General features: G+C 67.9%; 24 protein-coding genes and 1 pseudogene. 10 read left to right on the top strand and 15 right to left on the bottom strand.

The window, feature by feature from the left end:
• Positions 1-3: 3 nt before the first annotated feature.
• From PMI12_RS13615 to secA, 4 genes are all read right to left on the bottom strand, one after another.
• A complete protein-coding gene (locus PMI12_RS13615; RefSeq protein ID WP_007833225.1) occupies positions 4-450 on the bottom strand; it encodes an NUDIX domain-containing protein in 447 nt (148 codons plus the stop codon).
• Entirely contained in the window at positions 447-1322 is an 876-nt protein-coding gene (locus PMI12_RS13610) for an ATP-binding protein (RefSeq protein WP_042673371.1), read from the bottom strand. The genes PMI12_RS13615 and PMI12_RS13610 overlap by 4 nt, the downstream gene beginning before the upstream one ends.
• 82 nt (positions 1323-1404) lie before the next feature.
• Positions 1405-2634, bottom strand: a complete 1230-nt coding sequence (argJ, locus tag PMI12_RS13605) for a bifunctional glutamate N-acetyltransferase/amino-acid acetyltransferase ArgJ (RefSeq protein ID WP_007833223.1) — start codon at positions 2632-2634, stop codon at positions 1405-1407.
• Between the two features lie 30 nt (positions 2635-2664).
• Positions 2665-5451 (bottom strand): preprotein translocase subunit SecA, encoded by a 2787-nt coding sequence (gene secA, locus PMI12_RS13600; protein WP_007833222.1) that lies wholly within the window; start codon positions 5449-5451, stop codon positions 2665-2667.
• 181 nt (positions 5452-5632) lie between these two features.
• Here secA and PMI12_RS13595 point away from each other — a divergent pair, with 181 nt between their 5' ends.
• Both PMI12_RS13595 and PMI12_RS13590 read left to right on the top strand, forming a co-directional pair.
• The gene (locus PMI12_RS13595; protein WP_007833220.1) at positions 5633-5941 is read left to right on the top strand and encodes a hypothetical protein; all 309 of its coding nucleotides are present in this window, start codon (positions 5633-5635) and stop codon (positions 5939-5941) included.
• Positions 5942-5998: 57 nt separating this feature from the next.
• Positions 5999-6985, top strand: a complete 987-nt coding sequence (locus PMI12_RS13590) for an ornithine cyclodeaminase family protein (RefSeq protein ID WP_007833217.1) — start codon at positions 5999-6001, stop codon at positions 6983-6985.
• A gap of 6 nt (positions 6986-6991) precedes the next feature.
• Here PMI12_RS13590 and PMI12_RS13585 read toward each other — a convergent pair whose 3' ends face one another.
• On the bottom strand, positions 6992-8143 hold the full coding sequence (locus PMI12_RS13585; protein WP_007833215.1) for a threonine synthase: 1152 nt from the start codon (positions 8141-8143) through the stop codon (positions 6992-6994).
• Positions 8144-8237: 94 nt separating this feature from the next.
• Here PMI12_RS13585 and PMI12_RS13580 point away from each other — a divergent pair, with 94 nt between their 5' ends.
• Positions 8238-8864: a helix-turn-helix transcriptional regulator gene (locus PMI12_RS13580; protein ID WP_042673369.1), complete on the top strand. Its 627-nt coding sequence runs from the start codon at positions 8238-8240 to the stop codon at positions 8862-8864.
• A gap of 35 nt (positions 8865-8899) precedes the next feature.
• Here the strand turns inward: PMI12_RS13580 and PMI12_RS13575 are convergent, their stop codons facing one another.
• The 4 genes from PMI12_RS13575 to PMI12_RS13560 form a co-directional block, all read right to left on the bottom strand.
• Positions 8900-10144, bottom strand: a complete 1245-nt coding sequence (locus PMI12_RS13575; RefSeq protein WP_007833207.1) for a threonine synthase — start codon at positions 10142-10144, stop codon at positions 8900-8902.
• A gap of 124 nt (positions 10145-10268) precedes the next feature.
• Positions 10269-10937, bottom strand: coding sequence for a hypothetical protein (locus tag PMI12_RS13570; protein ID WP_007833206.1), 669 nt, complete (start codon positions 10935-10937; stop codon positions 10269-10271).
• 142 nt (positions 10938-11079) lie between these two features.
• Entirely contained in the window at positions 11080-12111 is a 1032-nt protein-coding gene (locus tag PMI12_RS13565) for a response regulator transcription factor (protein ID WP_007833205.1), read from the bottom strand.
• The gene (locus PMI12_RS13560) at positions 12108-15722 is read right to left on the bottom strand and encodes a hybrid sensor histidine kinase/response regulator (protein ID WP_007833204.1); all 3615 of its coding nucleotides are present in this window, start codon (positions 15720-15722) and stop codon (positions 12108-12110) included. Before PMI12_RS13560 ends, PMI12_RS13565 begins: the two co-directional genes overlap by 4 nt.
• Positions 15723-15826: 104 nt before the next feature.
• Between PMI12_RS13560 and PMI12_RS13555 the strand changes: the two genes are divergently transcribed.
• The 4 genes from PMI12_RS13555 to ureC are packed head-to-tail and all read left to right on the top strand — an operon-like array spanning position 15827 to position 18792.
• Complete coding sequence (locus PMI12_RS13555; protein WP_007833203.1) at positions 15827-16129, top strand: urease subunit gamma; 303 nt, start codon at positions 15827-15829, stop codon at positions 16127-16129.
• A gap of 28 nt (positions 16130-16157) precedes the next feature.
• Entirely contained in the window at positions 16158-16763 is a 606-nt protein-coding gene (locus PMI12_RS13550; RefSeq protein WP_007833202.1) for a HupE/UreJ family protein, read from the top strand.
• A 2-nt stretch (positions 16764-16765) separates the two neighbouring features.
• Entirely contained in the window at positions 16766-17071 is a 306-nt protein-coding gene (locus PMI12_RS13545; protein ID WP_007833201.1) for an urease subunit beta, read from the top strand.
• 2 nt (positions 17072-17073) lie between these two features.
• The gene (gene ureC / locus PMI12_RS13540; RefSeq protein WP_007833200.1) at positions 17074-18792 is read left to right on the top strand and encodes an urease subunit alpha; all 1719 of its coding nucleotides are present in this window, start codon (positions 17074-17076) and stop codon (positions 18790-18792) included.
• Between the two features lie 3 nt (positions 18793-18795).
• Here ureC and PMI12_RS13535 read toward each other — a convergent pair whose 3' ends face one another.
• Complete coding sequence (locus PMI12_RS13535; RefSeq protein WP_007833199.1) at positions 18796-19200, bottom strand: type II toxin-antitoxin system death-on-curing family toxin; 405 nt, start codon at positions 19198-19200, stop codon at positions 18796-18798.
• Positions 19197-19424: an AbrB/MazE/SpoVT family DNA-binding domain-containing protein gene (locus PMI12_RS13530; RefSeq protein WP_007833196.1), complete on the bottom strand. Its 228-nt coding sequence runs from the start codon at positions 19422-19424 to the stop codon at positions 19197-19199. The genes PMI12_RS13535 and PMI12_RS13530 overlap by 4 nt, the downstream gene beginning before the upstream one ends.
• Before the next feature lie 71 nt (positions 19425-19495).
• Here PMI12_RS13530 and ureE point away from each other — a divergent pair, with 71 nt between their 5' ends.
• From ureE to ureG, 3 genes are all read left to right on the top strand, one after another.
• Entirely contained in the window at positions 19496-20068 is a 573-nt protein-coding gene (gene ureE / locus PMI12_RS13525) for an urease accessory protein UreE (protein WP_007833194.1), read from the top strand.
• A gap of 98 nt (positions 20069-20166) precedes the next feature.
• Positions 20167-20847, top strand: a complete 681-nt coding sequence (locus PMI12_RS13520; protein WP_007833192.1) for an urease accessory protein UreF — start codon at positions 20167-20169, stop codon at positions 20845-20847.
• 16 nt (positions 20848-20863) lie between these two features.
• Positions 20864-21514, top strand: a complete 651-nt coding sequence (gene ureG / locus PMI12_RS13515) for an urease accessory protein UreG (protein WP_007833183.1) — start codon at positions 20864-20866, stop codon at positions 21512-21514.
• A gap of 21 nt (positions 21515-21535) precedes the next feature.
• On the opposite strand, the gene PMI12_RS13510 is transcribed toward ureG, so the two are convergent.
• The 4 genes and pseudogenes from PMI12_RS13510 to PMI12_RS13495 form a co-directional block, all read right to left on the bottom strand.
• A complete protein-coding gene (locus tag PMI12_RS13510) occupies positions 21536-21727 on the bottom strand; it encodes a DUF3606 domain-containing protein (RefSeq protein WP_235507977.1) in 192 nt (63 codons plus the stop codon).
• Positions 21728-21825: 98 nt separating this feature from the next.
• A complete protein-coding gene (locus tag PMI12_RS13505; RefSeq protein WP_042673368.1) occupies positions 21826-22359 on the bottom strand; it encodes a hypothetical protein in 534 nt (177 codons plus the stop codon).
• A gap of 82 nt (positions 22360-22441) precedes the next feature.
• The gene (locus PMI12_RS13500; RefSeq protein WP_007833180.1) at positions 22442-23065 is read right to left on the bottom strand and encodes a hypothetical protein; all 624 of its coding nucleotides are present in this window, start codon (positions 23063-23065) and stop codon (positions 22442-22444) included.
• Positions 23065-23299: pseudogene (locus PMI12_RS13495) on the bottom strand (hypothetical protein); the annotation flags it as partial. The pseudogene PMI12_RS13495 and the gene PMI12_RS13500, both read right to left, overlap by 1 nt.

The following is a 23299-nucleotide window of genomic DNA, read 5'->3' as shown; positions in this document are numbered from 1 at the left end:
CAATCAGGAAGCCGGCGCGACAACCGGCGGCGCCACGAACGGCAGGCCACGCTCTTCGCACAGCCACTGCAGCACCGGGAAGGCACCCGGCAGCACCGGCGCCACCTCCAGCGGCAGCTGTTGCCAGGCCATCTGCTGGCCCTCGCGCATCTCGAACTCGCCGCTCCAGGCCGTGACCTTGCACCAGTGCAGGCGCACCAGCGCATGCGGGTAGTCGTGCTCCGTGACCTTCCAGACTTCGGCGCCGTCGATGGTGATGCCGAGCTCTTCATGCAGCTCGCGCCGCAATGCCTGTTCGACCGTCTCGCCCGCCTCGATCTTGCCGCCGGGAAACTCCCAGTAGCCCGCATAGGCCTTGCCTTCGGGCCGGGTCGAGAGCAGCAGTGCGTCGTCGGACAGGCGGATCAGCACGCCAACCGCGACCTCGGTGTGCTTGCGCGCTTCGGTCACGCGTTGCTCCGGCCCGCGTAGTCGCGCGCGAACTGGTAGGCCACGCGGCCGCTGCGCGAACCGCGCTCCAGCGCCCAGACCAGCGCCTCGGGCCGCGCGGCCTCGATGGCAGCCTTGTCCACGCCGAACGACGAAAGCCACTGCGCGACGATCGCCAGGTACTCGTTCTGGCTGAAGGGATAGAAACTCACCCAGAGGCCGAAGCGCTCCGACAGGGAGATCTTTTCCTCGATCACTTCGCCCGGATGCACCTCGCCATCCTCGGTGTGGGTGTACGAGAGGTTGTCCTTCATGTACTCGGGCAGCAGGTGGCGCCGGTTGCTGGTCGCGTAGATCAGCACGTTGGGCGTCGAGGCCGCGATCGAGCCGTCGAGGATCGACTTGAGCGCCTTGTAGCCCGGCTCGCCCTCGTCGAAGCTCAGGTCGTCGCTGAATACGATGAACTTCTCGGGCCGCTGCGAGACCACCTCGACGATGTCGGGCAGGTCGGTCAGTTCGGCCTTGTCGACCTCGATCAGGCGCAGGCCCTGCGGCGCGTAGGCCTGCAGGCAGGCGCGGATCAGCGACGACTTGCCCGTGCCCCGCGCGCCCGTCAGCAGCACGTTGTTGGCCGGCTTGCCTTCGACGAACTGGCGGGTGTTGCGCTCGATCTTTTCCTTCTGGACGTCGATTTCCTTCAGGCTGTCGAGTGCCATCGCGGCCACGTGCTTCACGGGCTCGAGCACGCCGTGGCCCGAGCTGCGGCGGCGGTAGCGCCAGGCGATCGACGCGTTCCAGTCGGCGGGCGCGGCCAGGGGCTGCGGCAGGATCGACTCGATGCGGCCGATCAGCTGTTCGGCGCGCTCGAGCAGCTTCTGGAACTGCTCGTTCATCTGCGCCCGCCCGGCCGTCCGAAGGGCGTAGAGCGCCCCCTCGGGGGGCAGCGACGACACGAAGTGCGGAGCGTGGGGGTCATCAGGATCTGTAGTCGGCGTTGATCGTCACGTATTCGTGGCTGAAGTCGCAGGTCCACACGGTCTCGCTGGCATTGCCGCGGCCCAGGCCGATGCGCACAGTGATCTCGCTCTGCTTCATCACGCGCTGGCCGTCTTCCTCGCGGTACGACGGGTTGCGCCCGCCCTTGACCGCCACGTGCACGTCGTCGAGGAACAGGTCGATGCCGGTCTGGTCGAGGTCGGCAATGCCCGCGTAGCCCACAGCCGCGAGGATGCGGCCCAGGTTCGGGTCGCTGGCATAGAAGGCCGTCTTGACCAGCGGCGAATGCGCCACCGCGTACGCCACCTGCCTGCACTCGGCAACGTCCTTGCCGCCGTCGACCTGGATGGTGATGAACTTGGTCGCGCCTTCGCCGTCGCGCACGATGGCCTGCGCCAGCTGGCGAGCCACATTCTGCATCGCGGCCACCAGCGCTTGGCCATCGGCCGAGTCGAGCGAGGTGATGGGGGCGTGCGCCGCCTTCTGCGTGGCGATGACCACGAACGAGTCGTTGGTCGAGGTGTCGCCGTCGATGGTCACGCGGTTGAACGAAGCATCGGCCAACAGCTTGGCCAGCGGCTGGATCAGCGAGGGATCGATCTTCGCGTCGGTCGCCATGAAGCCCAGCATGGTCGCCATGTTCGGGCGGATCATGCCGGCACCCTTGCTGATGCCGGTGATGGCGACCGTGGCACCGCCGATCTGCACCTGCTGGCTGAAGGCCTTGGGGATCGTGTCGGTGGTCATGATGCCCTCGGCCGCGCGCGCCCAGTGGTTCGCATCGGCATCGGCCAGTGCGGCCGGCAGGCCCGCCTCGATGCGGTCGACGGGCAGCGGCTCCATGATCACGCCGGTGGAAAACGGCAGGATCTGCTCGGGCGCGATCTCCAGCTTGCGCGCGAGCGCAATGCAGGTGGAGCGCGTGCGCATCAGGCCGTCTTCGCCCGTGCCGGCGTTCGCATTGCCGGTGTTGATCACCATCGCGCGGATGCCGTAGTTCGCGGCCAGGTGGTCGCGGCAGACCTGCACCGGCGCGGCGCAGAAACGGTTCTGGGTGAACACCCCGCCGACCGCCGAGCCTTCGTCGATCAGCACGACCGTCAGGTCCTTGCGGTTGGCCTTTCGTACGCCTGCTTCGGCCACGCCGATGCGGACGCCGGGCACCGCGAACAAGGCGGCAGGATCGGGAGCGGACAGGTTCACTGGCATGGCGATTTCTCTAACGAATGGGTTGCGGGGTCAGCTGAGCTTGCCGTGGCACTGCTTGTACTTCTTGCCACTGCCGCAGGGGCACGGATCGTTGCGGCCGACGCGCGCGAAAGCCGCGGCCTCCGCGCTGAGCGCGCCCAGGCCGGCAGCCGCGATGCGGCGCTGGTTTTCCTCGTCTACGCGGATCTCGACCTCGCCCGTCTCGGTCGGTGCCGAGTAGGTGATGTTCGAGACGTTCTCGCCACGGTTTTCCATCGCTTCCGCGGCTTCCTCGAGCTGCTCGCCCGACTGCACGCGCACTGTCATCAGCTGGCGCGTGACTTCGTTCTTCACCGAGTCGAGCAGCTGGCCGAAGAGCTCGAAGGCTTCGCGCTTGTATTCCTGCTTGGGCTGCTTCTGCGCATAGCCGCGCAGGTGAATGCCCTGGCGCAGGTAGTCGAGCGAGGCCAGGTGCTCGCGCCAGTGCGTGTCGATGCTCTGCAGCAGCACCATGCGCTCGAACTGGGTGAAGTTCTCCTGTCCGATCAGCGCGACCTTGGCGTCGAAGGTTTCGTTGGCGTTCTTGAGCACCTTCTCGACGATGTCATCGTCGGCGATGGCGTCCGAGGCTTCGACTTCCTTCTTGAGCGGCATGTCGATGCCCCACTCGTTGAACAAGCTCTTCTCGAGCCCGCCCAGGTCCCACTGCTCTTCGACCGATTCGCTGGGCACGTACTGGCGCACGAGGTCGGTGAAGCAGCCTTCGCGCAGCGCCGCGATCTGCGCCGTGAGGTCGCCCGCATCGAGGATGTCGTTGCGCTGCTGGTAGATCACCTTGCGCTGGTCGTTCGACACGTCGTCGTATTCGAGCAGCTGCTTGCGGATGTCGAAGTTGCGCGCCTCGACCTTGCGCTGCGCGCTCTCGATGCTGCGCGTGACGATGCCGGCCTCGATGGCTTCGCCGTCGGGCATCTTCAGGCGGTCCATGATCGCCTTCACGCGGTCGCCCGCGAAGATGCGCATCAGCGGATCGTCCAGGCTCAGGTAGAAGCGCGAGGAGCCCGGGTCGCCCTGGCGGCCCGAACGGCCGCGCAGCTGGTTGTCGATGCGGCGCGATTCGTGGCGCTCGGTCGCGATGATGCGCAGGCCGCCGAGCGACTTGACGAACTCGTGGTCCTTGGTCCACTCGGCACGCACGTGCTCGATGTCGGCCTGCTTGGTGGCTTCATCGCGGCCTTCGTCGTTCTCGATCGCCTCGATCATCTTCTCGATGTTGCCGCCCAGCACGATGTCGGTGCCGCGGCCGGCCATGTTGGTCGCGATGGTGATCATCTTCGTGCGGCCGGCCTGCGCCACGATGTCGGCTTCGCGCGCATGCTGCTTGGCATTCAGCACCTGGTGCGGCAGGCCCACCTGCGTGAGCAGGCCGTCGATGATTTCCGAGTTTTCGATGGACGAGGTGCCCACCAGCACCGGCTGGCCGCGCTCGTAGCACTCGCGGATGTCCTGGATGGCCGCCTCGTACTTCTCGCGCGTCGTCTTGTAGACGCGGTCGAGCTGGTCTTCGCGCTTGCTGACGCGGTTGGGCGGGATGATGACGGTCTCGAGGCCGTAGATCTCCTGGAACTCGTAGGCTTCGGTATCGGCCGTGCCGGTCATGCCGGCCAGCTTGCCGTACAGGCGGAAGTAGTTCTGGAAGGTAATGGAAGCCAGCGTCTGGTTCTCGGCCTGGATCTCCACGCCTTCCTTGGCTTCCACGGCCTGGTGCAGGCCGTCGCTCCAGCGGCGGCCCGTCATCAGGCGGCCGGTGAATTCGTCGACGATGACCACCTCGCCCTGCTGCACCACGTAGTGCTGGTCGCGGTGGTACAGGTGGCGTGCACGCAGCGCCGCATTCAGGTGATGCATCAGCGTGATGTTGGCCGGGTCGTAGAGCGATGCGCCCTCGGGAATCAGCTTCAGCTCGCCCAGGATGCGCTCGGCATTCTCGTGGCCGTCTTCGGTCAGGAACACCTGGTGGGTCTTCTCGTCGACCGTGAAGTCGCCGGGCACCGTGACGCCCTCGCCCGTGCGCGGATCGGCTTCGCCTTCCTGCTTGGTGAGCAGCGGCACCACCTTGTTGATGGCAAGGTAAAGGTCGGTGTGGTCTTCGGCCTGGCCGCTGATGATCAGCGGCGTGCGGGCCTCGTCGATCAGGATCGAATCCACTTCGTCGACGATCGCATAGTTCAGCCCGCGCTGGACCCGGTCGCCGGGCTCGTAGACCATGTTGTCGCGCAGGTAGTCGAAGCCGTATTCGTTGTTCGTGCCGTACGTGATGTCGCTGCGGTAGGCCTCCTGCTTTTCCTCGCGCGGCATCTGCGGCAGGTTGATGCCCACCGAGAGACCGAGGAAGTTGTAGAGGCGGCCCATCCAGGTCGCGTCGCGGTTGGCCAGGTAGTCGTTCACCGTGACCACGTGCACGCCCTGGCCCGACAGCGCATTCAGGTACACCGGCAGCGTGGCGGTCAGCGTCTTGCCTTCGCCGGTACGCATTTCGGAGATCTTGCCGTTGTGCAGCGCCATGCCGCCGAGCAGCTGGACGTCGAAGTGGCGCATCTTCATGACGCGCTTGGAGCCTTCGCGCACGGTGGCGAAGGCTTCCGGCAGCAGGTCGTCGAGCGTTTCGCCCTTGGCGATGCGGTCCTTGAACTCCTGTGTCTTGGCGCGCAGCGCATCGTCGCTGAGCTTCTCGAACTCGGGTTCGAGCGCATTGATGCGTTCCACCGTCTTGCGATACTGCTTAAGGAGCCGGTCGTTGCGACTGCCGAAGATCTGGGTCAGGAAGTTGGTTGCCATTGGGTGGAGATGGGCGGGCGCCTGATACGGCAGGCACTGCGACCGGATTCCCTAAGATATGGTGAAAGCAGTTGGGCGCGCCCGCTTCAAAATCAAGCTTGAAAGCAAGCGGCCTTTTTCCGGCGCGAACGCCGGCAAACCGGGCATTTTAGCTGTCTTGTTTCTAACCCCTGGATTACCCATGTATCGCCGCACGCCCCCTCCCATCTCGCTGCAGGACGCAGCGGAAGGCTCGCCCACCCTGGGCAGCCTGATGGCGCGCGCACGCGACGCTGCGGAGCGGCTCAAGGCCGTCGAGGGATTGATCCCGCCGGCCATGCGCAGCGCCATCCAGGCCGGACCGGCAGAGGGCGACGTCTGGTGCCTGCTGGTCAAGGGCAGCGCCGCGGCCGCCAAGCTGCGCCAGCTGTCGCCGATGCTGGTGACGCGGCTCAAGAACCGGGGATGGGACGTGGCGACCATCCGGATCAAGGTTCACACCGGACGCTGACAGCCCGCCAATGCCCGGGGGTTTGATGTTTTGTCTGGAAGTAGATAATATTTCCAAATGACATCCGCGATCGCGCCTTCCAATGCCCAGCTCCTGCTGCTCGACAAGCACCAGGTCGACACCCTCCTCTCCCCCGACGACGTGCTGCAGGCCGTGCGCGAGGCCTTCGTGCTGCACAGCGAACGCGAGGGCCGCGTCTTTCCGGTCGTGCGCGAGCCGCTGCGTACGGGTGGGGTGTTCGGCATCAAGTCCGGCGACGTGCAGGCCCAGGACCTGCTCGGCTTCAAGGCCGCCGGCTTCTGGCCAAACAACCGGCAGCGCGGCGGCGAGCCGCACCAGGCGACGATCCTGCTGATCGACCCCGCGACAGGCCGGCCGCTGTGCGTCATCGACGGCAACACGGTGACGACCGTGCGCACCGGCGCGGCAGGCGGGCTCGGCCTGCAGCAGCTCGCACGTGCCGACAGCACGCGGCTGTGCCTCTTCGGCACCGGCGTACAGGCGCGCATCCAGCTCGACTTCGCGCTGCGGCTGATGCCCTCGCTGCGCGAGGTTCTTTATGTGAGCGCAAACGGCCAGCGCAATGCGGCGTTCGAGGCGCATTTCGCCGGCCGCTGCAACATCGCGCCGGCCACCGACCGCAACGCTGCAGTCGCCCGGAGCGACATCGTGATCACCGCCACCCCGGGCGGCGGCGCGCTCTTCGATCTCGAAGCCGTTCGGCCCGGCACGCACCTGAACTGCGTCGGCGCGGACACCCGGGGCAAGCGCGAACTTCCCGACGGCCTGCTGCCGCGCGTGCGGCTGTTCGTCGACGACCGGACGCAGGCGCAGCAGATCGGCGAAACCCAATGGGCGCCCGACACGGCATGCATCGAACTGGGCGACCTGCTGAGCGGCAAGACGCCCTTCGAGCGAGCCCTCGCCGACATCACCGTCTTCGACATGACCGGCCTCGCGCTGCAGGACCTGACCGTCGCTCGCCTGCTGCATGCGCGCGCCGACGAAACGGGAACGGGCACACGCATCGCGTGGCCCTGGTAGTGCTGGCTACACGGCGACGGCGGCGCCGAACAGCTCGGTCATGAACTGCGTCGATTTCAGGCCAGTGCCGGTCAGCAACGCGACCGTCGTCTCGCTGGCCTTGATGTCGCCGCGCTGCGCCAGCACCTCGATGGCCGCCGCTGCCGAGGCGGACGTCGGCTCCGCGTAGAGCCCGCTCGCTGCCAGCCGGCGCACCGCCGCCGCGATCTGCTCCTCGGTCAGCGCCACCGTCTTGCCATCCGTCTCGCGCAGCGCCTGCAGGATTTCCTGCAGGCGCACGGGCCGCCTGATCGCCGTGCCTTCGGCAATCGTCGGCCGCACGATGCGCTCCACCAGCGTCTCGGCGCCCGCCATGAAACTCGCATCGATCGGCGAGCAGTTCAGCGGCTGCGCCACGAAGATGCGGGGCAGCTTCGCGATCTGCCCCGCCGCCAGCAGTTCCTTGAAGCCGATCCAGCAGCCGAGCACATTGCTGCCCGCGCCGGTCGGAATCACGACGTTGTCGGGCGCGGTGAAGCCCAGGTCTTCCCACAGCTCGTAGGCCAGCGTCTTCGTACCCTGCAGGAAGAACGGATGCCAGTTGTGGCTCGCGTAGAAGATCGATTCCGACTGGCGCACCGCCTCATATTCGGACTCTTCGCGCGGCCCCGGCACCAGTTGTACCTCCGCGCCGAAGGCCCGGATCTGCGCCACCTTCGGCGCGGGCGTGTAGCTCGGCGCGAGCACCTTCACGCGCATGCCCGCCGCCGCGCCGGCCGCCGCAATCGCCGCGCCGCCGTTGCCGGAGCTGTCTTCCAGCACCGCATCGACGCCGATCTGCCGCAGGAAAGACATCATCACCGCCGCGCCTCGGTCCTTGAAGCTGCAGGTCGGATTGAACCACTCGAGCTTGAAGTAAGGCTCGAAGCCGCCCCACCGCTTCTGCACCAGCGGCGTGCAGCCTTCGCCCATGCTCGCGGGCTGGTCGATCGCCACGGGCAGCGCCGCGCGGTAGCGCCACAGCGAGCGGACGCGCGAATCGATGTCGTCGCGCCCGATGCCGGGCAGCGGCGTGACCATCATCGGGTGGCCGTCGTCGGAGCGCCATCGGCGTTCGGACAGGTCGTAGTGCCTGCCGGTGCGGGGATCGACATAGCGTGCGCGTTCTCTCGCGGTCATTCGCGGGCTCCAGTACAAAATTAGATAATACATCCAACACTGTACTTTTTGTATGAATTGGATTGTCCGTCCAGAGCTGGATACATTCCACGGCATGAAGAAGAAGCCGAACAAGCAGCTCCTGGACATGCTGCGCAACATGGCCGAAGGCCTGGGCCAGACTTTTGCGCCCTTCTGCGAAGTGGTGGTGCACGACCTGAGCAACCCGAAGAACGCGATCTACGCCATCGAGAACAGCCTGAGCGGCCGCGAGGTCGGCCAGCCGGTCACCGAGCTGGGCCTCGCTCGCATCCGCGACCCGGAGTTTCCGGCGGTGATCGCGAACTACGCCAACACCTTTCCCGACGGGCGCAAGGTCAAGAGCACGTCCATCGGCATCAAGGACGACAGCGGCGAATACGTGGCCGCGCTGTGCCTCAACGTCGACCTCACGCTGTTCCAGAGCTTCCAGAGCGCGATCTCGCAGTTCACAAAGATCGACGACAAGGATGTGCACGAGCACCTCGAGAGCGGCGGCAACCACTCGGACCGCATCCACGCGCGCATCGACGAGTTCGCGGCGTCGCGCGCGACCACGTCGCGCTCGCTGAAGCCCGCCGACCGCAAGCAGCTGGTGCAGGAACTGAAGAAGGCCGGCATGCTGGAGGTCCGCCGGGGCGCCGAGATTGCCGCGGCGCACATGGGCGTGTCGCGCGCCACGGTCTACAGCGACGCGAAGTAAGGGGCTCGCCTCCTACTGCGGCTGCAGGCCGAAGGCTAGACAGGACGGTCGGGCCAGCTCGGATCGCCGGCCGCGCTGGCGGTCAGCATCAGCACCACATGCGCGTCGGCCGCGACGGCGTTGCTCTCGCGCAGCTGCCGCAGGGCGGCCAGGCCGCCGGCCGCGCACAGCTCGGCGCTGATGCCGGACGCCGAGAGCAGCCGGCGCGCGGCGCGCGCTTCGTTGTCGCCCACGACCACCGCGCCGCCGCCCGTCGCGGCGGCGGCCTGCCACTGCAGGTAGGTGACGGTGGCTCCGGCGGTGGAGAACTGCGCGGTGTGGCCCGGGTAGCTGTCGTTGAGGGGGCCGCCCGCGAGCACGCGCGCCAGGCGCGGGAACGGCTCCACGAGCCAGAGCCTCGGCAGGCGTGCGATGCGCCCCGCGGCCAGCAGGTCGCGAAAGCCCGCGTAGATGCCCCAGGCCAGGTCGCCGCGCGCGGTGGGAATCACGATGTGGTCCGGCAACCCGCCATCGGCCACGCATTCGAGCGCGATCGGCTTGTAGCCTTCGATTGCCAGCGGCGCACTGCCCAGCGCGGGCAGGCGGTAGTTGGTCAGCGCGAAGTAGCCGGGGTGCTGCGCACGCTCGCGCACGAAGGCCCAGCGGCCCGCGTTGTCGGCGAATACATAGCGCCGCGCGCCGAGTGCATCGAGCTGCCGCGCATAGGTGGCCGGCATGCCTTCGTAGGTGGCCACTTCGCAGCCCAGGCCCGCGGCCCATGCGTAGTGCGCCGCCGACACGGCCGCGTTGCCCGACGAGGCCAGCACCAGCGTGTGGACGTCGAAATCGAGCGCCTGCGCCACGCCCACCGCGGTCATGCGGTCCTTGTGCGAGCCGGTGGGATTGCAAGACTCGTCCTTGATGGCCAGCCGACCCACGTCGAACTGCCGCGCCAGCTCGGGCACGTCCTGCAGCGGCGTCTGCCCTTCGCCCAGCGCGAAGCCGGAGGTGTAGGGCATGGGCATCGCTTCGGCGCTGCCGGACAGGTAGCTGGCGCGCAGCGCGACGTGAAGGCCTCCGCGCCTGCACGCGGGACATCCGTCGTGCGCCAGCGCGAGGGGGAAGAGCGCATCGCACCGCAGGCACTGCAGGCCGCGCAGGTTCGGGTTGCGCACGGGCCTGGGTGTCCGATTGCGTGCCGCCATGCCCAAGGGGTTGCCCGAAGGATGAGCCGCGGAATCGAGGGGAGGAGCAGCGAACTTGAAGTCCAGCACGGGCGATGTCGTCACGGGATCAGGCATGGGAGGTTGTCACCAAATCTTTTGCAGTCGGAATCAAAAATTGCGCAGGGCCGGATACTCGATCGACAACCAGGCCCATCGATGGGATTCGCGGAAATCGGATACAGCGCCTCCTGCGGCAGGCTCACTTCCAGGTGAATTCGTGGTTCAGCCCGATCGCGAAGCCGCGCACGCCCTGCGGCCCGGTGCGCGACGCGCTCACGTCCACGCTGATCAGCGGCGTGAGGCTGAAACGCCCGCCGATGCGCGAAGTCCAGACGCCCGCCGCACGGTTGCGTTCTGCGATGAGCGACACGGTGTCGTTCAGCGCCCATTCGACGCCCGCGCCGCCGCGCGGCGTGCGAAGGCCGGTGCCCAGCGCCCAGTCGGCACCGAAGTTGACATGCACCTGCAGGCTGCTGGCCGGGCGCCACGTCATCGGCACGACGAACTGCCCACCCATGCGGCCGCCGCGCCGCAGGTCCGAGACGATGCCGGCCGACACGGCGGCGCTGAACGGCGCATCCGCCGCCTGCCCGTAGAAATTCCATTTGACCTGCGGCCCGCCGATGACCGAGTGCACGCCCTGCACCGAGGTGCGGTCGAAGTTCAGGCCCAGCTCGATGGGACCCACCCGGCAGGCGGGCCCGAGGTGGAACCCCGTGACCGGCTCCGTGCCCGTGCGGCTCCACCAGGTCTCGTACTGGCATTGGCCCGGGTCGAGCGTGCTGGCGTCGTCCACGTCGAAATGGCCGGCGGCCCGTGCGCCAGGACTCGCGCCCAGGCTCACGAACAGGCAGGAAGCAGCAAGCATCCAGCCGCGGCATGTCGGTCGGGTTGTTGTCCTGTTGTGCCTGTTGTTCTTCATCGCGCGCGTCCGGTGGACCTTGAACCATTCTAGGGACGCTGCAAGCAGGCGCCATGACACGGCGCGGGGAACCGGCGGCCATCGAACCTCAGATCTCGAACTGCGGCTGCAGCTCGCGGATGCGCTTGATGGCCACGCCGGCCGCGGCCGTGCGCGTCTCCACGCCGAGCTTCACGTACACCCGCTCGAGGTGCTTCTTGGCGGTGGCCGGGCTGCTGCCGAGGATCTCGCCGATGTCCTTGTTGGTCTTGCCCTTGACCACCCAGTACAGCACCTCGGCCTCGCGCGCCGTGAGCTTCAGGCTCAGGCTCATGGCCTCGATCACGCCAGTGTCGGACACCTCGCGCATGACGATCATCCACTCGTCGCCGTCGTCGTCGCTGCTGGTCTGCTGGTGCAGGCGCAGCGTGAGGCTGCTGGCGCCCTGCACAATGGACAGCGCCGGCGGCTCGATGCCGCGCTGGCGCGCGTCGGGCGTGTGGCTGCGCAGCCATTCGAGCACCGCGGGCGGCGTCTCGGGCGCGCGCGTGTCGCAGTAGCGCTGCAGCAGGTCGCGCGCGAGGGCCGTCTGCCAGATCAGCCGGCCTTCGGGCAGGCGCACGGTGATGCTCGCGTAGCCGAAGGCATCGAGCGCGTTGCGCGCCTGCCCGGCCTGCCGCGCGTCCTGCCGCGCGCGGCGCGCGCCCTGCAGGTGCACGTTCATGCGCGCGAGCACTTCCTTCGGCTTGATGGGCTTGGTGACGTAGTCGACGCCCCCGGCTTCCAGCGCGGCCACGAGGTGTTCGGTCTCGGTGAGCCCGGTCATGAACACGATGGGAATGTGCGACGTGGCCGCATCGGCCTTGAGCCGGCGCGCCACTTCGAAGCCGTCGATGCCCGGCATCATCGCGTCGAGCAGCACGATGTCGGGCCGCGCCTGGGCGGCGCGCTGCAGCGCCTGTTCGCCGTTGGTGGCGATGAGCACGGTATAGCCCGATTCGTCGAGCGCGTCGTGCAGCACGGCGAGGTTGTCGGGCACGTCGTCGACGATCAGCACGAGATCGCTGTTGGCGCCCTGCTGCTCGCGCAGCGTCCTGGCGAGCGGCGATGTTTCCGCGGCGGGAGGTGGCGTCTGTGTCATGCGGCGCTTTCGACGGCGTCGGCGAGCGCACGGCTCATGGCTTCGAACTGGAACTGGCGCGCCAGCGTGCGCTGGGCCTCAGTCCATGCACTGCATTCGGGCTGCGCCGCGTCGATGGCGTCGAGCTGGTTCATGATGCCGCGGAAGTAGCCCAGCCCCACCGCTTCCTCGAGCACGCGCAGGCGCTCCAGCGAAGGTGGCAGCAGCGGGCGCGCAACTGCAACCGGCGCAGGCCCGGCGGCGGTGTCGGTCCATTGCAGCCCGAGCCGGCGTTCGAGCCAGTCGAGCAGCTCCGAGTGGCGCACGGGCTTCACGAAGAAGTCTTCGGGCGCAATGCCCACGTCGTTGTCGAGCCCCTTGTCGAAGGCGTTGGCCGAGACGATGGCCACCGAGGCCTCGGTCAGCCCCAGCTTGCGCGCGCGGCGGATCGTCTCCCAGCCGTCGATGCCAGGCATCGCGAGGTCGACGAACATCGCGTCGGGCCGGTAGCCGGCGGCGATGAGGTCCAGCGCATCGTGCCCGCTGGCCGCGCTGCGCAGTTCGAAGCCCAGCGGCGCGAGCACATGCCCCAGAAGGTCGCGGTCGGCCTCCTCGTTGTCGACCACCAGCAGGCGGCGGCGCGGGCCTTCGTAGCCGCGCCGCGCGCGCTGCACCGGCAGCGGCCGGCCGGTGCCGGCCATGGCGTCGTGCACGCGCGGCAGGAACAGGCGCACGCAGAACAGCGAGCCCACGCCAGGCGTGCTCTGCACCTTCATCTCGCCGCCCATCAGGTCGGTCAGCATCTTGGCGATGGTGAGCCCCAGGCCCGCGCCCGGCGCGGCCGATGCGCCCGCTGCATTCCCGCGCGCAAACGGCTCGAAGATCCGCTCGATGTCCCCGGCCGGCATGCCCGGTCCGGTGTCCTCGATCTCCACCGACGCGAACTCGCGCGCATAGGCCAGCCGCAGCGTGACCTGCCCGGCCGCCGTGAACTTGATCGCGTTGCCCAGCAGGTTGATGAGGATCTGGCACACGCGCTTTTCATCCGCGCGCACCACCTCGGGCAACGCGCCTGCAGCATCGAAGTGGAACTGCAACCCCTTCTCCGCCGCCTGCAGCTCGAACATATCGGCCAGTTCGCGCATCGTGTCGGCGAAGCGCATCGGCCGCGCATGCAGCGTGAGCTTGCCGGCCTCGATGTGCGCGATGGCGAGCGTGCCCTCGATGAGCGACAGCAGGTGCTCGCCGCCGCGCTTGATGACCGCTACCGCCTGCTGGCGGTGCGGCGGCACCGAATGGTCTTCGCCCATCAGCTGCGCATAGCCGAGGATGCTGTTGAGGGGCGTGCGCAGTTCGTGGCTGATGGCGCTGATGTAGCGGCTCTTGGCCTGGTTGGCCTGGTCGGCGGCCTGCTTGGCCTGCTCGGCCGCGAGCTTGGCCTGCTCCGCGATCTCGCGCGCCTCGTCGGCCGCCTGCTTGGCGGCCTGCAGCGCGCGGTCGGTCTCGCGGTGCAGTTCGATCTCGCGCACCAGCAGGTGGGTCTGCCGGTTCGATTCTTCCTGCGCCACCTTGCGGCTCTGGTGCGCCAGCACCAGCCACCACGCAACGATGCCCGCGATGACCAGCAGCGCCATGTACGCCTTGAGGAAGCCCGAGCGCAGCGACAGCTTCTGCACGCCTGCCAGCGCCGCAGCCACGTCGGCCTCGGAGGCCAGCTCCAGCGCGCCTTCGCCGAACGCGCGCAGCTCCTGCTGGTAGAGCACGCCGAACACCACGGCCAGCAGCGGCACGATGACCAGCATCAGCAGCAGGAAGTGGCCGAGCCCCGTGTCGAGGTAGCGCCAGCTGCGCCGCGGCAGTAGCCAGCGCAGCACGCCGGACCACTGCGACGAGAGGCTCGCATGCGGCTTGCACAGGTCGCCGCAGCGCGCATCGAGCGTGCAGCACAGCGAACAGATCGCGCCCTGGTAGGCGGGGCAATGCGCCATGTCCGGCCCCTCGTACTCGCGCTCGCAGATCACGCAATGCTGCACCTTCAGGCGTTGGTAGCTGCCGGTCTCGACCTTGGCCCAGCGCACCGTGCGCGGACCTCCGGCAGGCGCGAAAGCCACCGCACCGTGGTGTTCATCGGAGCCGCGCGCCAGGTAGTACTTGCCCCCCGTCGCCCAGGCCAGCAGCGGCGATGCCACCAGCGCCGTGCCGAGCGCGATCAACGCCGAGAAGGCCTGCGCCAGCGGACCGAACATGCCCAGGTGCGCGGTGATCGACAGCACCGAGGCCAGCGCCATCGCGCCCACGCCCACCGGGTTGATGTCCCACAGGTGCGCGCGCTTGAACTCGATGCCCGGCGGCGACAGCCCCAGCGGCTTGTTGATGACGAGGTCGGCCACCACGGCCATCATCCAGGCGATGGCGATGTTGGCGAACAGACCGAGCACGTCGCCCAGCGCCTCGAACACGTTCATCTCCATCAGCATGAAGGCGATCAGCGCGTTGAACACCACCCACACCACGCGCCCCGGGTGGCTGTGCGCCACGCGCGAGAAAAAATTGCTCCAGGCCAGCGAACCGGCATAGGCGTTGGTGACATTGATCTTGAGCTGCGAGATCACCACAAACAGCGCCGTGGCCGCCACCGCCCAGCCGTAGTGCGGAAACACGTACTCGTAGGCCGCGAGGTACATCTGGTTCGGATCGACCGCACGGTCGGCCGGCACCATGTGCGTGAGCGCCAGGTAGGCCAGCAGCGCCCCGCCCAGCATCTTGAGCACGCCCAGCACCACCCAGCCCGGCCCTCCGGCCAGCACCGCGCCCCACCAGCGGCGCGCCGTGGCCGCGGTGCGCGCGGGCATGAAGCGCAGGTAGTCGGCCTGCTCGCCCATCTGCGTGATCAGCGCGATGCCGACCGTGAGCGCAGCGCCAAACAGGTGCAAATTGAAGCCACCCGTGCCCGAGCGAACCCCGTTGTAGTGCACGATGCCCGCAAATGCACCAGGATCGCGCACCAGCACGTAGGCAAAAGGCACCACCAGCATCAGCAGCCACAGCGGCTGCGTCCACAGCTGCAGCCGGCTGATGGCCGACACGCCGTGCGTGACCAGCGGGATCACCACCAGCGCGCACACCAGGTAGCCCCACACAGGCGGGATGCCCAGTGCCAGTTCCAGCGCATAGGCCATCACCGCCGCCTCGAGCGCAAAGAAGATGAAAGTGAAGCTCGCGTAGATCAGCGAGGTGAGCGTGGAGCCGATGTAGCCGAAACCCGCGCCGCGCGTGAGCAAATCCATGTCGACGCCGTAGCGCGCCGCATACACGCTGATCGGCACGCCTGCCAGGAAGATGATGAGCCCGGTCGCCAGGATCGCCCAGAAGGCGTTGGCGAAGCCGTACTGCACCAGCAGCGTGGCGCCCACCGCTTCCAGGATCAGGAACGACGCCGCCCCGAAGGCGGTGTTGGCCACCCGCCATTCGGACCACTTGCGAAAGCGCTGCGGCGTGTAGCGCAGCGCGTAGTCCTCCAGCGTCTCGCTGGCCACCCAGCTGTTGTAGTCGCGCCGCACCTTGACGATGCGCTGGGGGGCGTCGTCGGGGCTGGTGGGTGTGGCATCGGGATTCACACCGTTTCGGTGCATCTTTCGTGCCACCCGTACGACTTTTGGCGAACAGGGCACGACTGTTGCAACGAAGCCGGCTTGCCCATAATGGCCGCCACCCTCCGCCACCCGATGCCGATCCCATGGAACTGACTCCGCGCGAAAAAGACAAGCTGCTGATCTTCACCGCGGCGCTGCTCGCCGAACGCCGCAAGGCCCGCGGCCTGAAGCTCAACTACCCCGAAGCCATCGCCCTGATTTCGGCCGCTGTAATGGAAGGCGCCCGCGACGGCAAGAGCGTTGCGGAGCTCATGAGCGACGGGCGCGGCGTGCTGACCCGCGCCGACGTGATGGACGGCATCGCCGAGATGATCCCGGACATCCAGGTCGAAGCCACCTTCCCGGACGGCACCAAGCTGGTGACCGTCCACCAGCCGATCGTCTGACACACCCCGAACAAGAAGGATTCTTTCCATGCGCAAGACCACTGCTTCCAGAAGCTTCGCACTGTTCTCCGCCCTCGTGCTGCCCCTCGCAGCCAGCGCCCACACCGGCGTCGACGGCGGCCTGCACCACGGCTTCACCACGGGGTTCCTGCATCCGCTGACCGGCGCCGACCACCTCGCCGCCATGGTCGCGGTCGGCCTCTGGAGCGCGCTGGCCGCGCGCCGCGCCTGGCCCGACCTGCTCTGGGCGCCGCTGGCCTTCGCCGGCATGCTGCTGGTGGGCGCGCTGATGGGCCTGGCCGGCGTGCAGCTGCCGGCGGTCGAGCCGATGATCGCGGCCTCGCTGCTGGTGCTCGGCCTGCTGGTGGCCACGCGCGTTCACCTGCCGGCCGTGGTCGCCATGGCGGTCGTCGGCGTGTTCGCCGTTTTCCATGGCGTGGCCCACGGCCACGAACTGGCGAGCGAAGAAGGCGCGGCCCTCACGCTGGCCGGCATGGCCGGCGCGACCGTGCTGCTGCACCTCGCGGGCATCGCAGTAGGCTGGGCGCTGCGTCACGCCAACGCATGGCTGCCGCGCGTGGCCGGCGCCGCGGTCGTGGTGCTCGGTGCGTCGCTGCTGGCACAGGCCGTCTGAACATGATCCCCGGCGAACTCCTCACCGGCGACGGCGAGCACACGCTCAACCCCGGCCGCCGTACCCTCACGCTGGTGGTGCGCAACACCGCCGACCGGCCGATCCAGGTCGGCTCGCACTACCACTTCGCCGAGACCAACGGCGCGCTCGGCTTCGACCGCGAGGCCGCGCGCGGCATGCGGCTGAACATCGCATCGGGCGCCGCGGTGCGCTTCGAACCGGGCCAGCAGCGCACGGTCGAACTGGTCGATTTTTCGGGCGATCGCATCGTCTACGGCTTTCGCGGCCTGGTTCAAGGGAAGCTTTAAACATGGCCACCATCGGGCGACGTGCCTACGCAGAAATCTTCGGCCCCACCGTGGGCGACCGGGTCCGTCTTGCCGACACCGGCCTGCTGATCGAAGTCGAGGCTGACTACACCTTGCGCGCCGGCGGCTACGGCGAAGAGGTGAAGTTCGGCGGCGGCAAGACGATTCGCGACGGCATGGCGCAATCGCAGCGCACGCGTTTGCAGGGTGCTGTCGACACGGTACTGACCAACGCGCTCATCCTCGACCACTGGGGCATCGTCAAGGCCGACATCGGCCTGAAGGACGGCCGCATCGCCGCCATCGGCAAGGCCGGCAACCCCGACGTGCAGCCGGGCGTGGACATCGTCATCGGCCCGGGCACCGAGATCATCAGCTGCGAGGGCAACATCGTCACCGCCGGCGGCATCGACAGCCACATCCACTTCATCTGCCCGCAGCAGATCGAGGAGGCGCTGACCTCCGGCGTGACCACCATGCTCGGCGGCGGCACCGGCCCCGCCACCGGCACCTTCGCGACCACCGCCACGCCCGGCCCCTGGCACATCGAGCGCATGCTGCAGGCGGCCGATGCGTTCCCGATGAACCTGGGCTTCCTCGGCAAGGGCAATGCGAGCCTGCCTCACGCGCTGCACGAGCAGATCGAAGCCGGCGTCATCGGCCTGAAGCTGCACGAAGACTGGGGCACCACGCCCGCGGCCATCAGCAACTGCCTCGACGTGGCCGACGCCACCGACACGCAGGTGGCCATCCACAGCGACACGCTCAACGAATCGGGCTTTGTCGAGAACACTATCGCGGCCGTGGGCGGGCGCGCCATCTGCGCCTTCCACACCGAAGGTGCGGGCGGCGGCCATGCGCCCGACATCCTGCGCGTGGTGGGCGAGGCCAACTTCCTGCCCTCCTCCACCAACCCCACGATGCCCTACACCGTGAACACGCTCGACGAACACGTCGACATGCTCATGGTGTGCCACCACCTCGACGCCGGCATCGCCGAAGACCTGGCCTTTGCCGAATCGCGCATCCGCAAGGAAACGATTGCCGCCGAAGACGTGCTGCACGATCTCGGCGCGATCAGCATGTTCAGCTCCGACAGCCAGGCCATGGGGCGTGTGGGCGAAGTCATCATCCGCACCTGGCAGACCGCGCACAAGATGAAGCTGCAGCGCGGCACGCTGCCGGAGGACAACGAGCGCAACGACAACTTCCGCGCCAGGCGCTACGTCGCCAAGTACACGATCAACCCGGCCATTGCGCACGGCATCGCGCACGAGGTCGGCTCGCTCGAAGTCGGCAAGTGGGCCGACATCGTGATCTGGAAGCCGGCCTTCTTCGGCGTGAAGCCCTTCACCATCCTGAAGGGCGGCACCATCGCGATGGCTGCGATGGGCGACCCGAACGCGTCGATACCCACGCCACAGCCGGTGCACTATCGGCCGATGTTCGGCGCGTACGGCGGTTCCCTCGCGAAAAGCTCGCTGACCTTCGTCTCGCAGGCCGGTCTGGCCTCGGGCATCAAGGAACGCTACGGCCTGAGCAAGAACCTCAGCGCGGTGAAGAACATCCGCAACGTGCGCAAGAAGGATCTGATCCACAACGGCTACACGCCGAGGATGGAGATCGATGCGCAGACCTACGCGGTGCGCGCCGACGGGCACCTGCTGACCTGCGAGCCGGCGAAGCTGCTGCCGATGGCGCAGCGGTATTTCCTGTTTTGAATGTCAGGGGCTGCGCGGTGCGAGGTGCTCGCGAATCCATTGGGCAAAGGAGGCTTCGTCGATCTCCCCCGCCGCGAGGCCGAGCGTCTTCAGTACGCAGTCCTCGTCGGACGCGAGGAGCTCGAATCCGTTGAGATCGAGGAAAGTTTCCATCGCAACGAATGCGGTTCTCTTGTTGCCGTCCACGAACGGGTGGTTGCGGGCGATGCCGAATGCGTAGCTCGCGGCCAGCGTGGCCGCATCGGGAGATTCGTACATCGCGCGGTTCTGCGGTCGGCCCATGGCGGATGCAAGCATTCCCTCGTCACGCACACCGGCGGGACCACCATGCTCGGCGAGCTGTTCTTCATGGACCAACTGGATCACACTCAGGTTCAGCCAGACCCAGTGTTGGTTGGCGGCGTTCACTTGGCAAGCTCGCGCAGAACATTGCGCCGCTTCTTCATGACGCGGCGCGCCGCCTCCATCTGCCGCTCGAACTCGTCGTCGTACGGCGTGATCGTGACCCCGCCGTTGGCGGCCTGCGTGAGGTAGACGGTGTCGCCCTTGCCCACGTTCATGCTCGCCAGCACTTCCTTGGGCAGGATGATGCCGACAGAGTTACCGATCTGAGTCAGTTTGAGGGCGGACATTGAACGCTCCGTTGAACAGAAGTTATAACGAACGTTATATTAGCCCGCCTCATTTGGAGCCGCAAGCCACCATGCTCACCGCCAACAAACTCATGCCCCAGGGCCGCGGCCTTGCGCCCGTTCTGCTCAAGCGCGCCGCCACCATCGAGCTCGACTGGGACATTCGCCAGAAAAGCCGCTTCGACGCCACCGACTCGCAGGGCCGCCAGATCGGCGTGTTCCTGCCGCGCGGCACCGCCGTGCGGGGTGGCGATGTGCTGGTGGCCGAAGACGGCTCGCTGGTCCGCGTCATCGCCGCGCCGCAGCCCGTGCTGCGCATCACGCATTGCACGGCCCACGGCACGCCTTTCGACCTGACGCGCGCGGCCTATCACCTGGGCAACCGGCATGTGCCGATCGAGCTCAGGCCCGACCATCTCAAGATCGAGCCCGACCATGTGCTGGCCGACATGCTGCGTTCGATGCACCTGATCGTCGTGGCGGTGGAAGAAGCCTTCGAACCCGAGAACGGCGCCTATGGTTCGCATGAGCATTCGCACAGCGGGGGTCACAGCCACGGCCATGGGCACTCGCATGGCGGCAGCAAAGGCCCGAAGCCGCTCGTGCTCGCGCCGGAACTGCTCGACGAGCATGGCCATGCGTGATCCGGGGCGCGCTCACGCCGACGGGGGACATTCGCGGAGGGGAGCGCCCGGTGGCCTGTGCACGCGCCCCGAACAAAGTCGCGCAGTGAAAAACTGACATGCCCAACCCAGTCAGCGCCAACAGCTTGCTGCAGCTCATCTGGCTCGCCTCGCCGGCCTTGCCCGTGGGCGGCTTCTCGTATTCCGAAGGCATCGAGGCGGCAGTGGAATGGGCCGGCGTCGACTCGGAGGCCAAGGCCGCCGAATGGCTCGCCGACCAATTGCACCTGAGCTTCGCGCGCGGCGATCTCGCGGCCTTCGCGCAGGCCATCGCGGCCTGGCGCGCCAACGACATGCCGCGCATCCGCGAACTCAATCAGTGGGTGATGAGCACCCGCGAATCGGCCGAATTTTTCCTGCAGACCGAACAGATGGGCCGCTCCTTCGTCGAGTGGCTCAAGCTGCACCACGCCGACACGGCCGAAGTATTCACCGACCTGCCCGCGAGCTACCCCATCGCCTTCGCCTTCGCGGTCGGCCGCACCGGCGCCACGGTGCACGACGGCTGCCTGGCCTTCGCCTTCGGCTGGGCCGAGAACATGGTCGCCGCCGCCGTCAAGGCCGTGCCGCTCGGCCAGAGCGCGGGCCAGCGCATCCTGGGGCGGCTGGCGCAGGAAATCCCGGATGCCGTGGCCCGCGCCATGGCCCTCGGCGACGACCAGCGCCAGGCCTTCGCGCCCCTGCTGGCGGTGTTGTCGGCCCGTCATGAAACACAATATTCCCGCCTCTTCCGAAGCTGAACCGGACACCCCCTCCATGACCTCCGCCCTGCACCACATCCCCCATCGCACCAAGAGACTGCCCCCGCTGCGCGTAGGCATCGGCGGCCCGGTCGGCTCGGGCAAGACCACGCTGCTCGAGATGCTCTGCAAGGCGATGCGCGACAAGTACGACCTGATCGCCATCACCAACGACATCTATACCAAGGAAGACCAGCGTCTGCTGACGGTGTCTGGCGCGCTGCCGGCTGAACGCATCATGGGCGTCGAGACGGGCGGTTGCCCGCACACCGCCATCCGCGAGGACGCGTCGATCAACCTCGAAGCCATCGACCGCATGCTCGAGGATTTTCCGGACGCCGACATCGTGTTCGTCGAATCCGGCGGCGACAACCTCGCGGCCACCTTCAGCCCCGAGCTGTCGGACCTCACGATCTACGTGATCGACGTGGCGGCCGGCGAAAAGATTCCGCGCAAGGGCGGCCCCGGCATCACCAAGAGCGACCTGTTCGTCATCAACAAGACCGACCTCGCCCCCTACGTGGGCGCGAACCTCGACGTGATGGAGCAGGACACGCAGCGCATGCGCCGCCAGCGGCCCTACGTGATGACGAACCTCAAGACGCTCACCGGCGTGGCCGAGGTGGTCGCGTTCATCGAGGAACGGGGCATGCTGGCCGCAGCCTGAAGCAGCTCGGCTGCAGCCGCTTCAGGGTAGCCCGAGGTAGACGCGCAGATCGTCCCTGCGCGTGCCGGCAGACGCCACGGCCGTGCGCAGGCGAGCCTCGGTCACGCCGAACCATTTTGTCCAGTAGTCGACCTCTTTCAGGTCGGTGACATCAATCTGCTCATCGTCCTGCGGAATGCGGACCTCGCTGGCCTCGGGCATCGTCGTCTCCATGAAGAATTTGGAGACGGCAGTCTCTCCGCCTGCCGGGCGCCGCCGGCCGGACGGATTCGAATCGGCTTGCAGGACAACTTCCCATGGCGCGGCGGCGCTCAGAGTTCGCTGCCGTCGCGCAGCTGCCGCGCCTTGTAGACCAGCCGCACGCTCGCGCGGCGCGGATCGCCGGCCTGCTGCTGCACGTAGACGTCGGTGTCGTTGCTCACCCATGCGGCGTACGCGCTGCCCGGGTCGTGCGATGCGAGTTCATTGCCGAACGCCCCTCGGCCCCATCGCACGAGCGCCGCGAAGGCCGCCGCGCCGTTGTCGGGCGTGGCCTGCGCCGTCGCCACGTATTCGACGCGGCGCAGCTCCGAGGCGGCGAAGAAGAAGGTCGGCTCGAACAGCAGCCCCGCCATCTCGACCGGGGCCGCGCGCCAGCTGCCGGCCAGTCCGCCGCTCAGCCGCTGCGGGCGCTGCACACGCTCGGCCGCGGGCAGCACGGCCCGCAGTTCCTCGGCCGACATGCCAAGGTGCACGCCCGCCGGCAAGGCCTGCGCATGCAGTGCACCGGCAGCGAGAAGGGCCGCGCTCGCGGCGAGCGCACGGAGAAAAGAGGTCGGAGAAGCAATGGATCGCACGTTCGGCATCGGGAAAGAAAGGCGGCGGCACCGTGGGACCGCGAGTATGGCGCGGAGTTCCAGGAGGCCCGTTCCGGCCGGCGTCGATCAGTCAGCCGGTCAATCCCTGAACGCGCTCGCCGGCCAGCAGCGGCAGGCGCAGCGTCAGCCCCAGCACGCCTCCTGCATGCGGCGCCGAGTAGATGCGTCCGCCATGGTGGCTGGCGATGCGCTCGCAGGTCCGGGCGCTGGCACCGACTGCCGCCGTGTGGGCGTTGTCGAAGAACCTCGCCAGCGGCGGCCGCACGTCGACGGCATCGAGGTCGCGCCAGTGGATCACCGCCTGCCCGCCCTCCGCCTGGGCGCAAACCTGCAGCGTCGCGCCCGCGCGCATCACGCTGGCCGCATATGCCGCGACCTTGGCGAGCAGATCGCGCAGCTCGTTCTCTATCGCCAGCACGGGAACGGCCTCTGGCGGCAATTGGATGTCGAGGCGGATGCCCCGGCAGGCCGGGGCGGCATCGAGCAGCGGCCGCAGGTCCTGTACGCGGCTCGCGCCCAGCCTTTGCTGCGCCTCGTCGCGGGCCTGCGCCGCGAGCTCGCGCGCCCTCGCGCCCTGCCGCAGGTTGGTGATGAACAGCGAAAACATCATGCAGGCCACGCCGGCCATGCCGAGGAGGATCACGCCGGCGATGACCGTGCCGAGGTTGCCGGAGTGCAATTGCGCCCCGGTCATCAACGGGCTCCTGGAGCCTGGGCGTCGGGTTGGCCCGGCATGCCGCGCATGCAGCCGTCCCGCGCGCCGTCGCAGGCTTCCCAGCCGAGCGGCGGCGGCCTGCGCGCGCCGTAGTTCATCGGCGGCCCTTCGCCGCGAAAGCCCGGCGCGGGACCATGGAGCATGGGTGGAGGGGGCGGAGGCAGCATGATGCAGCCGGCCAGGCCGCCGGCCATCAGCACGCTCGCAAAGAGT

It is taken from the genome of Variovorax sp. CF313, assembly GCF_000282635.1.
Classification (GTDB): domain Bacteria; phylum Pseudomonadota; class Gammaproteobacteria; order Burkholderiales; family Burkholderiaceae_C; genus Variovorax.
This window is presented reverse-complemented; position numbering and strand designations above follow the sequence as displayed.

Excerpts from the sequence above, each read along its gene's own strand:
- PMI12_RS13610 (WP_042673371.1), bottom strand. The coding sequence starts at position 1,322 with ATGAACGAGCAGTTCCAGAAGCTGCTCGAGCGCGCCGAACAGCTGATC.
- argJ (WP_007833223.1), bottom strand. The coding sequence starts at position 2,634 with ATGCCAGTGAACCTGTCCGCTCCCGATCCTGCCGCCTTGTTCGCGGTG.
- secA (WP_007833222.1), bottom strand. The coding sequence starts at position 5,451 with ATGGCAACCAACTTCCTGACCCAGATCTTCGGCAGTCGCAACGACCGG.
- PMI12_RS13595 (WP_007833220.1), top strand. The coding sequence starts at position 5,633 with ATGTATCGCCGCACGCCCCCTCCCATCTCGCTGCAGGACGCAGCGGAA.
- PMI12_RS13590 (WP_007833217.1), top strand. The coding sequence starts at position 5,999 with ATGACATCCGCGATCGCGCCTTCCAATGCCCAGCTCCTGCTGCTCGAC.
- PMI12_RS13585 (WP_007833215.1), bottom strand. The coding sequence starts at position 8,143 with ATGACCGCGAGAGAACGCGCACGCTATGTCGATCCCCGCACCGGCAGG.
- PMI12_RS13580 (WP_042673369.1), top strand. The coding sequence starts at position 8,238 with ATGAAGAAGAAGCCGAACAAGCAGCTCCTGGACATGCTGCGCAACATG.
- PMI12_RS13575 (WP_007833207.1), bottom strand. The coding sequence starts at position 10,144 with ATGCCTGATCCCGTGACGACATCGCCCGTGCTGGACTTCAAGTTCGCT.
- PMI12_RS13570 (WP_007833206.1), bottom strand. The coding sequence starts at position 10,937 with ATGCTTGCTGCTTCCTGCCTGTTCGTGAGCCTGGGCGCGAGTCCTGGC.
- PMI12_RS13565 (WP_007833205.1), bottom strand. The coding sequence starts at position 12,111 with ATGACACAGACGCCACCTCCCGCCGCGGAAACATCGCCGCTCGCCAGG.
- PMI12_RS13560 (WP_007833204.1), bottom strand. The coding sequence starts at position 15,722 with ATGCACCGAAACGGTGTGAATCCCGATGCCACACCCACCAGCCCCGAC.
- PMI12_RS13555 (WP_007833203.1), top strand. The coding sequence starts at position 15,827 with ATGGAACTGACTCCGCGCGAAAAAGACAAGCTGCTGATCTTCACCGCG.
- PMI12_RS13550 (WP_007833202.1), top strand. The coding sequence starts at position 16,158 with ATGCGCAAGACCACTGCTTCCAGAAGCTTCGCACTGTTCTCCGCCCTC.
- PMI12_RS13545 (WP_007833201.1), top strand. The coding sequence starts at position 16,766 with ATGATCCCCGGCGAACTCCTCACCGGCGACGGCGAGCACACGCTCAAC.
- ureC (WP_007833200.1), top strand. The coding sequence starts at position 17,074 with ATGGCCACCATCGGGCGACGTGCCTACGCAGAAATCTTCGGCCCCACC.
- PMI12_RS13530 (WP_007833196.1), bottom strand. The coding sequence starts at position 19,424 with ATGTCCGCCCTCAAACTGACTCAGATCGGTAACTCTGTCGGCATCATC.
- ureE (WP_007833194.1), top strand. The coding sequence starts at position 19,496 with ATGCTCACCGCCAACAAACTCATGCCCCAGGGCCGCGGCCTTGCGCCC.
- PMI12_RS13520 (WP_007833192.1), top strand. The coding sequence starts at position 20,167 with ATGCCCAACCCAGTCAGCGCCAACAGCTTGCTGCAGCTCATCTGGCTC.
- ureG (WP_007833183.1), top strand. The coding sequence starts at position 20,864 with ATGACCTCCGCCCTGCACCACATCCCCCATCGCACCAAGAGACTGCCC.
- PMI12_RS13510 (WP_235507977.1), bottom strand. The coding sequence starts at position 21,727 with ATGGAGACGACGATGCCCGAGGCCAGCGAGGTCCGCATTCCGCAGGAC.
- PMI12_RS13505 (WP_042673368.1), bottom strand. The coding sequence starts at position 22,359 with ATGCCGAACGTGCGATCCATTGCTTCTCCGACCTCTTTTCTCCGTGCG.
- PMI12_RS13500 (WP_007833180.1), bottom strand. The coding sequence starts at position 23,065 with ATGACCGGGGCGCAATTGCACTCCGGCAACCTCGGCACGGTCATCGCC.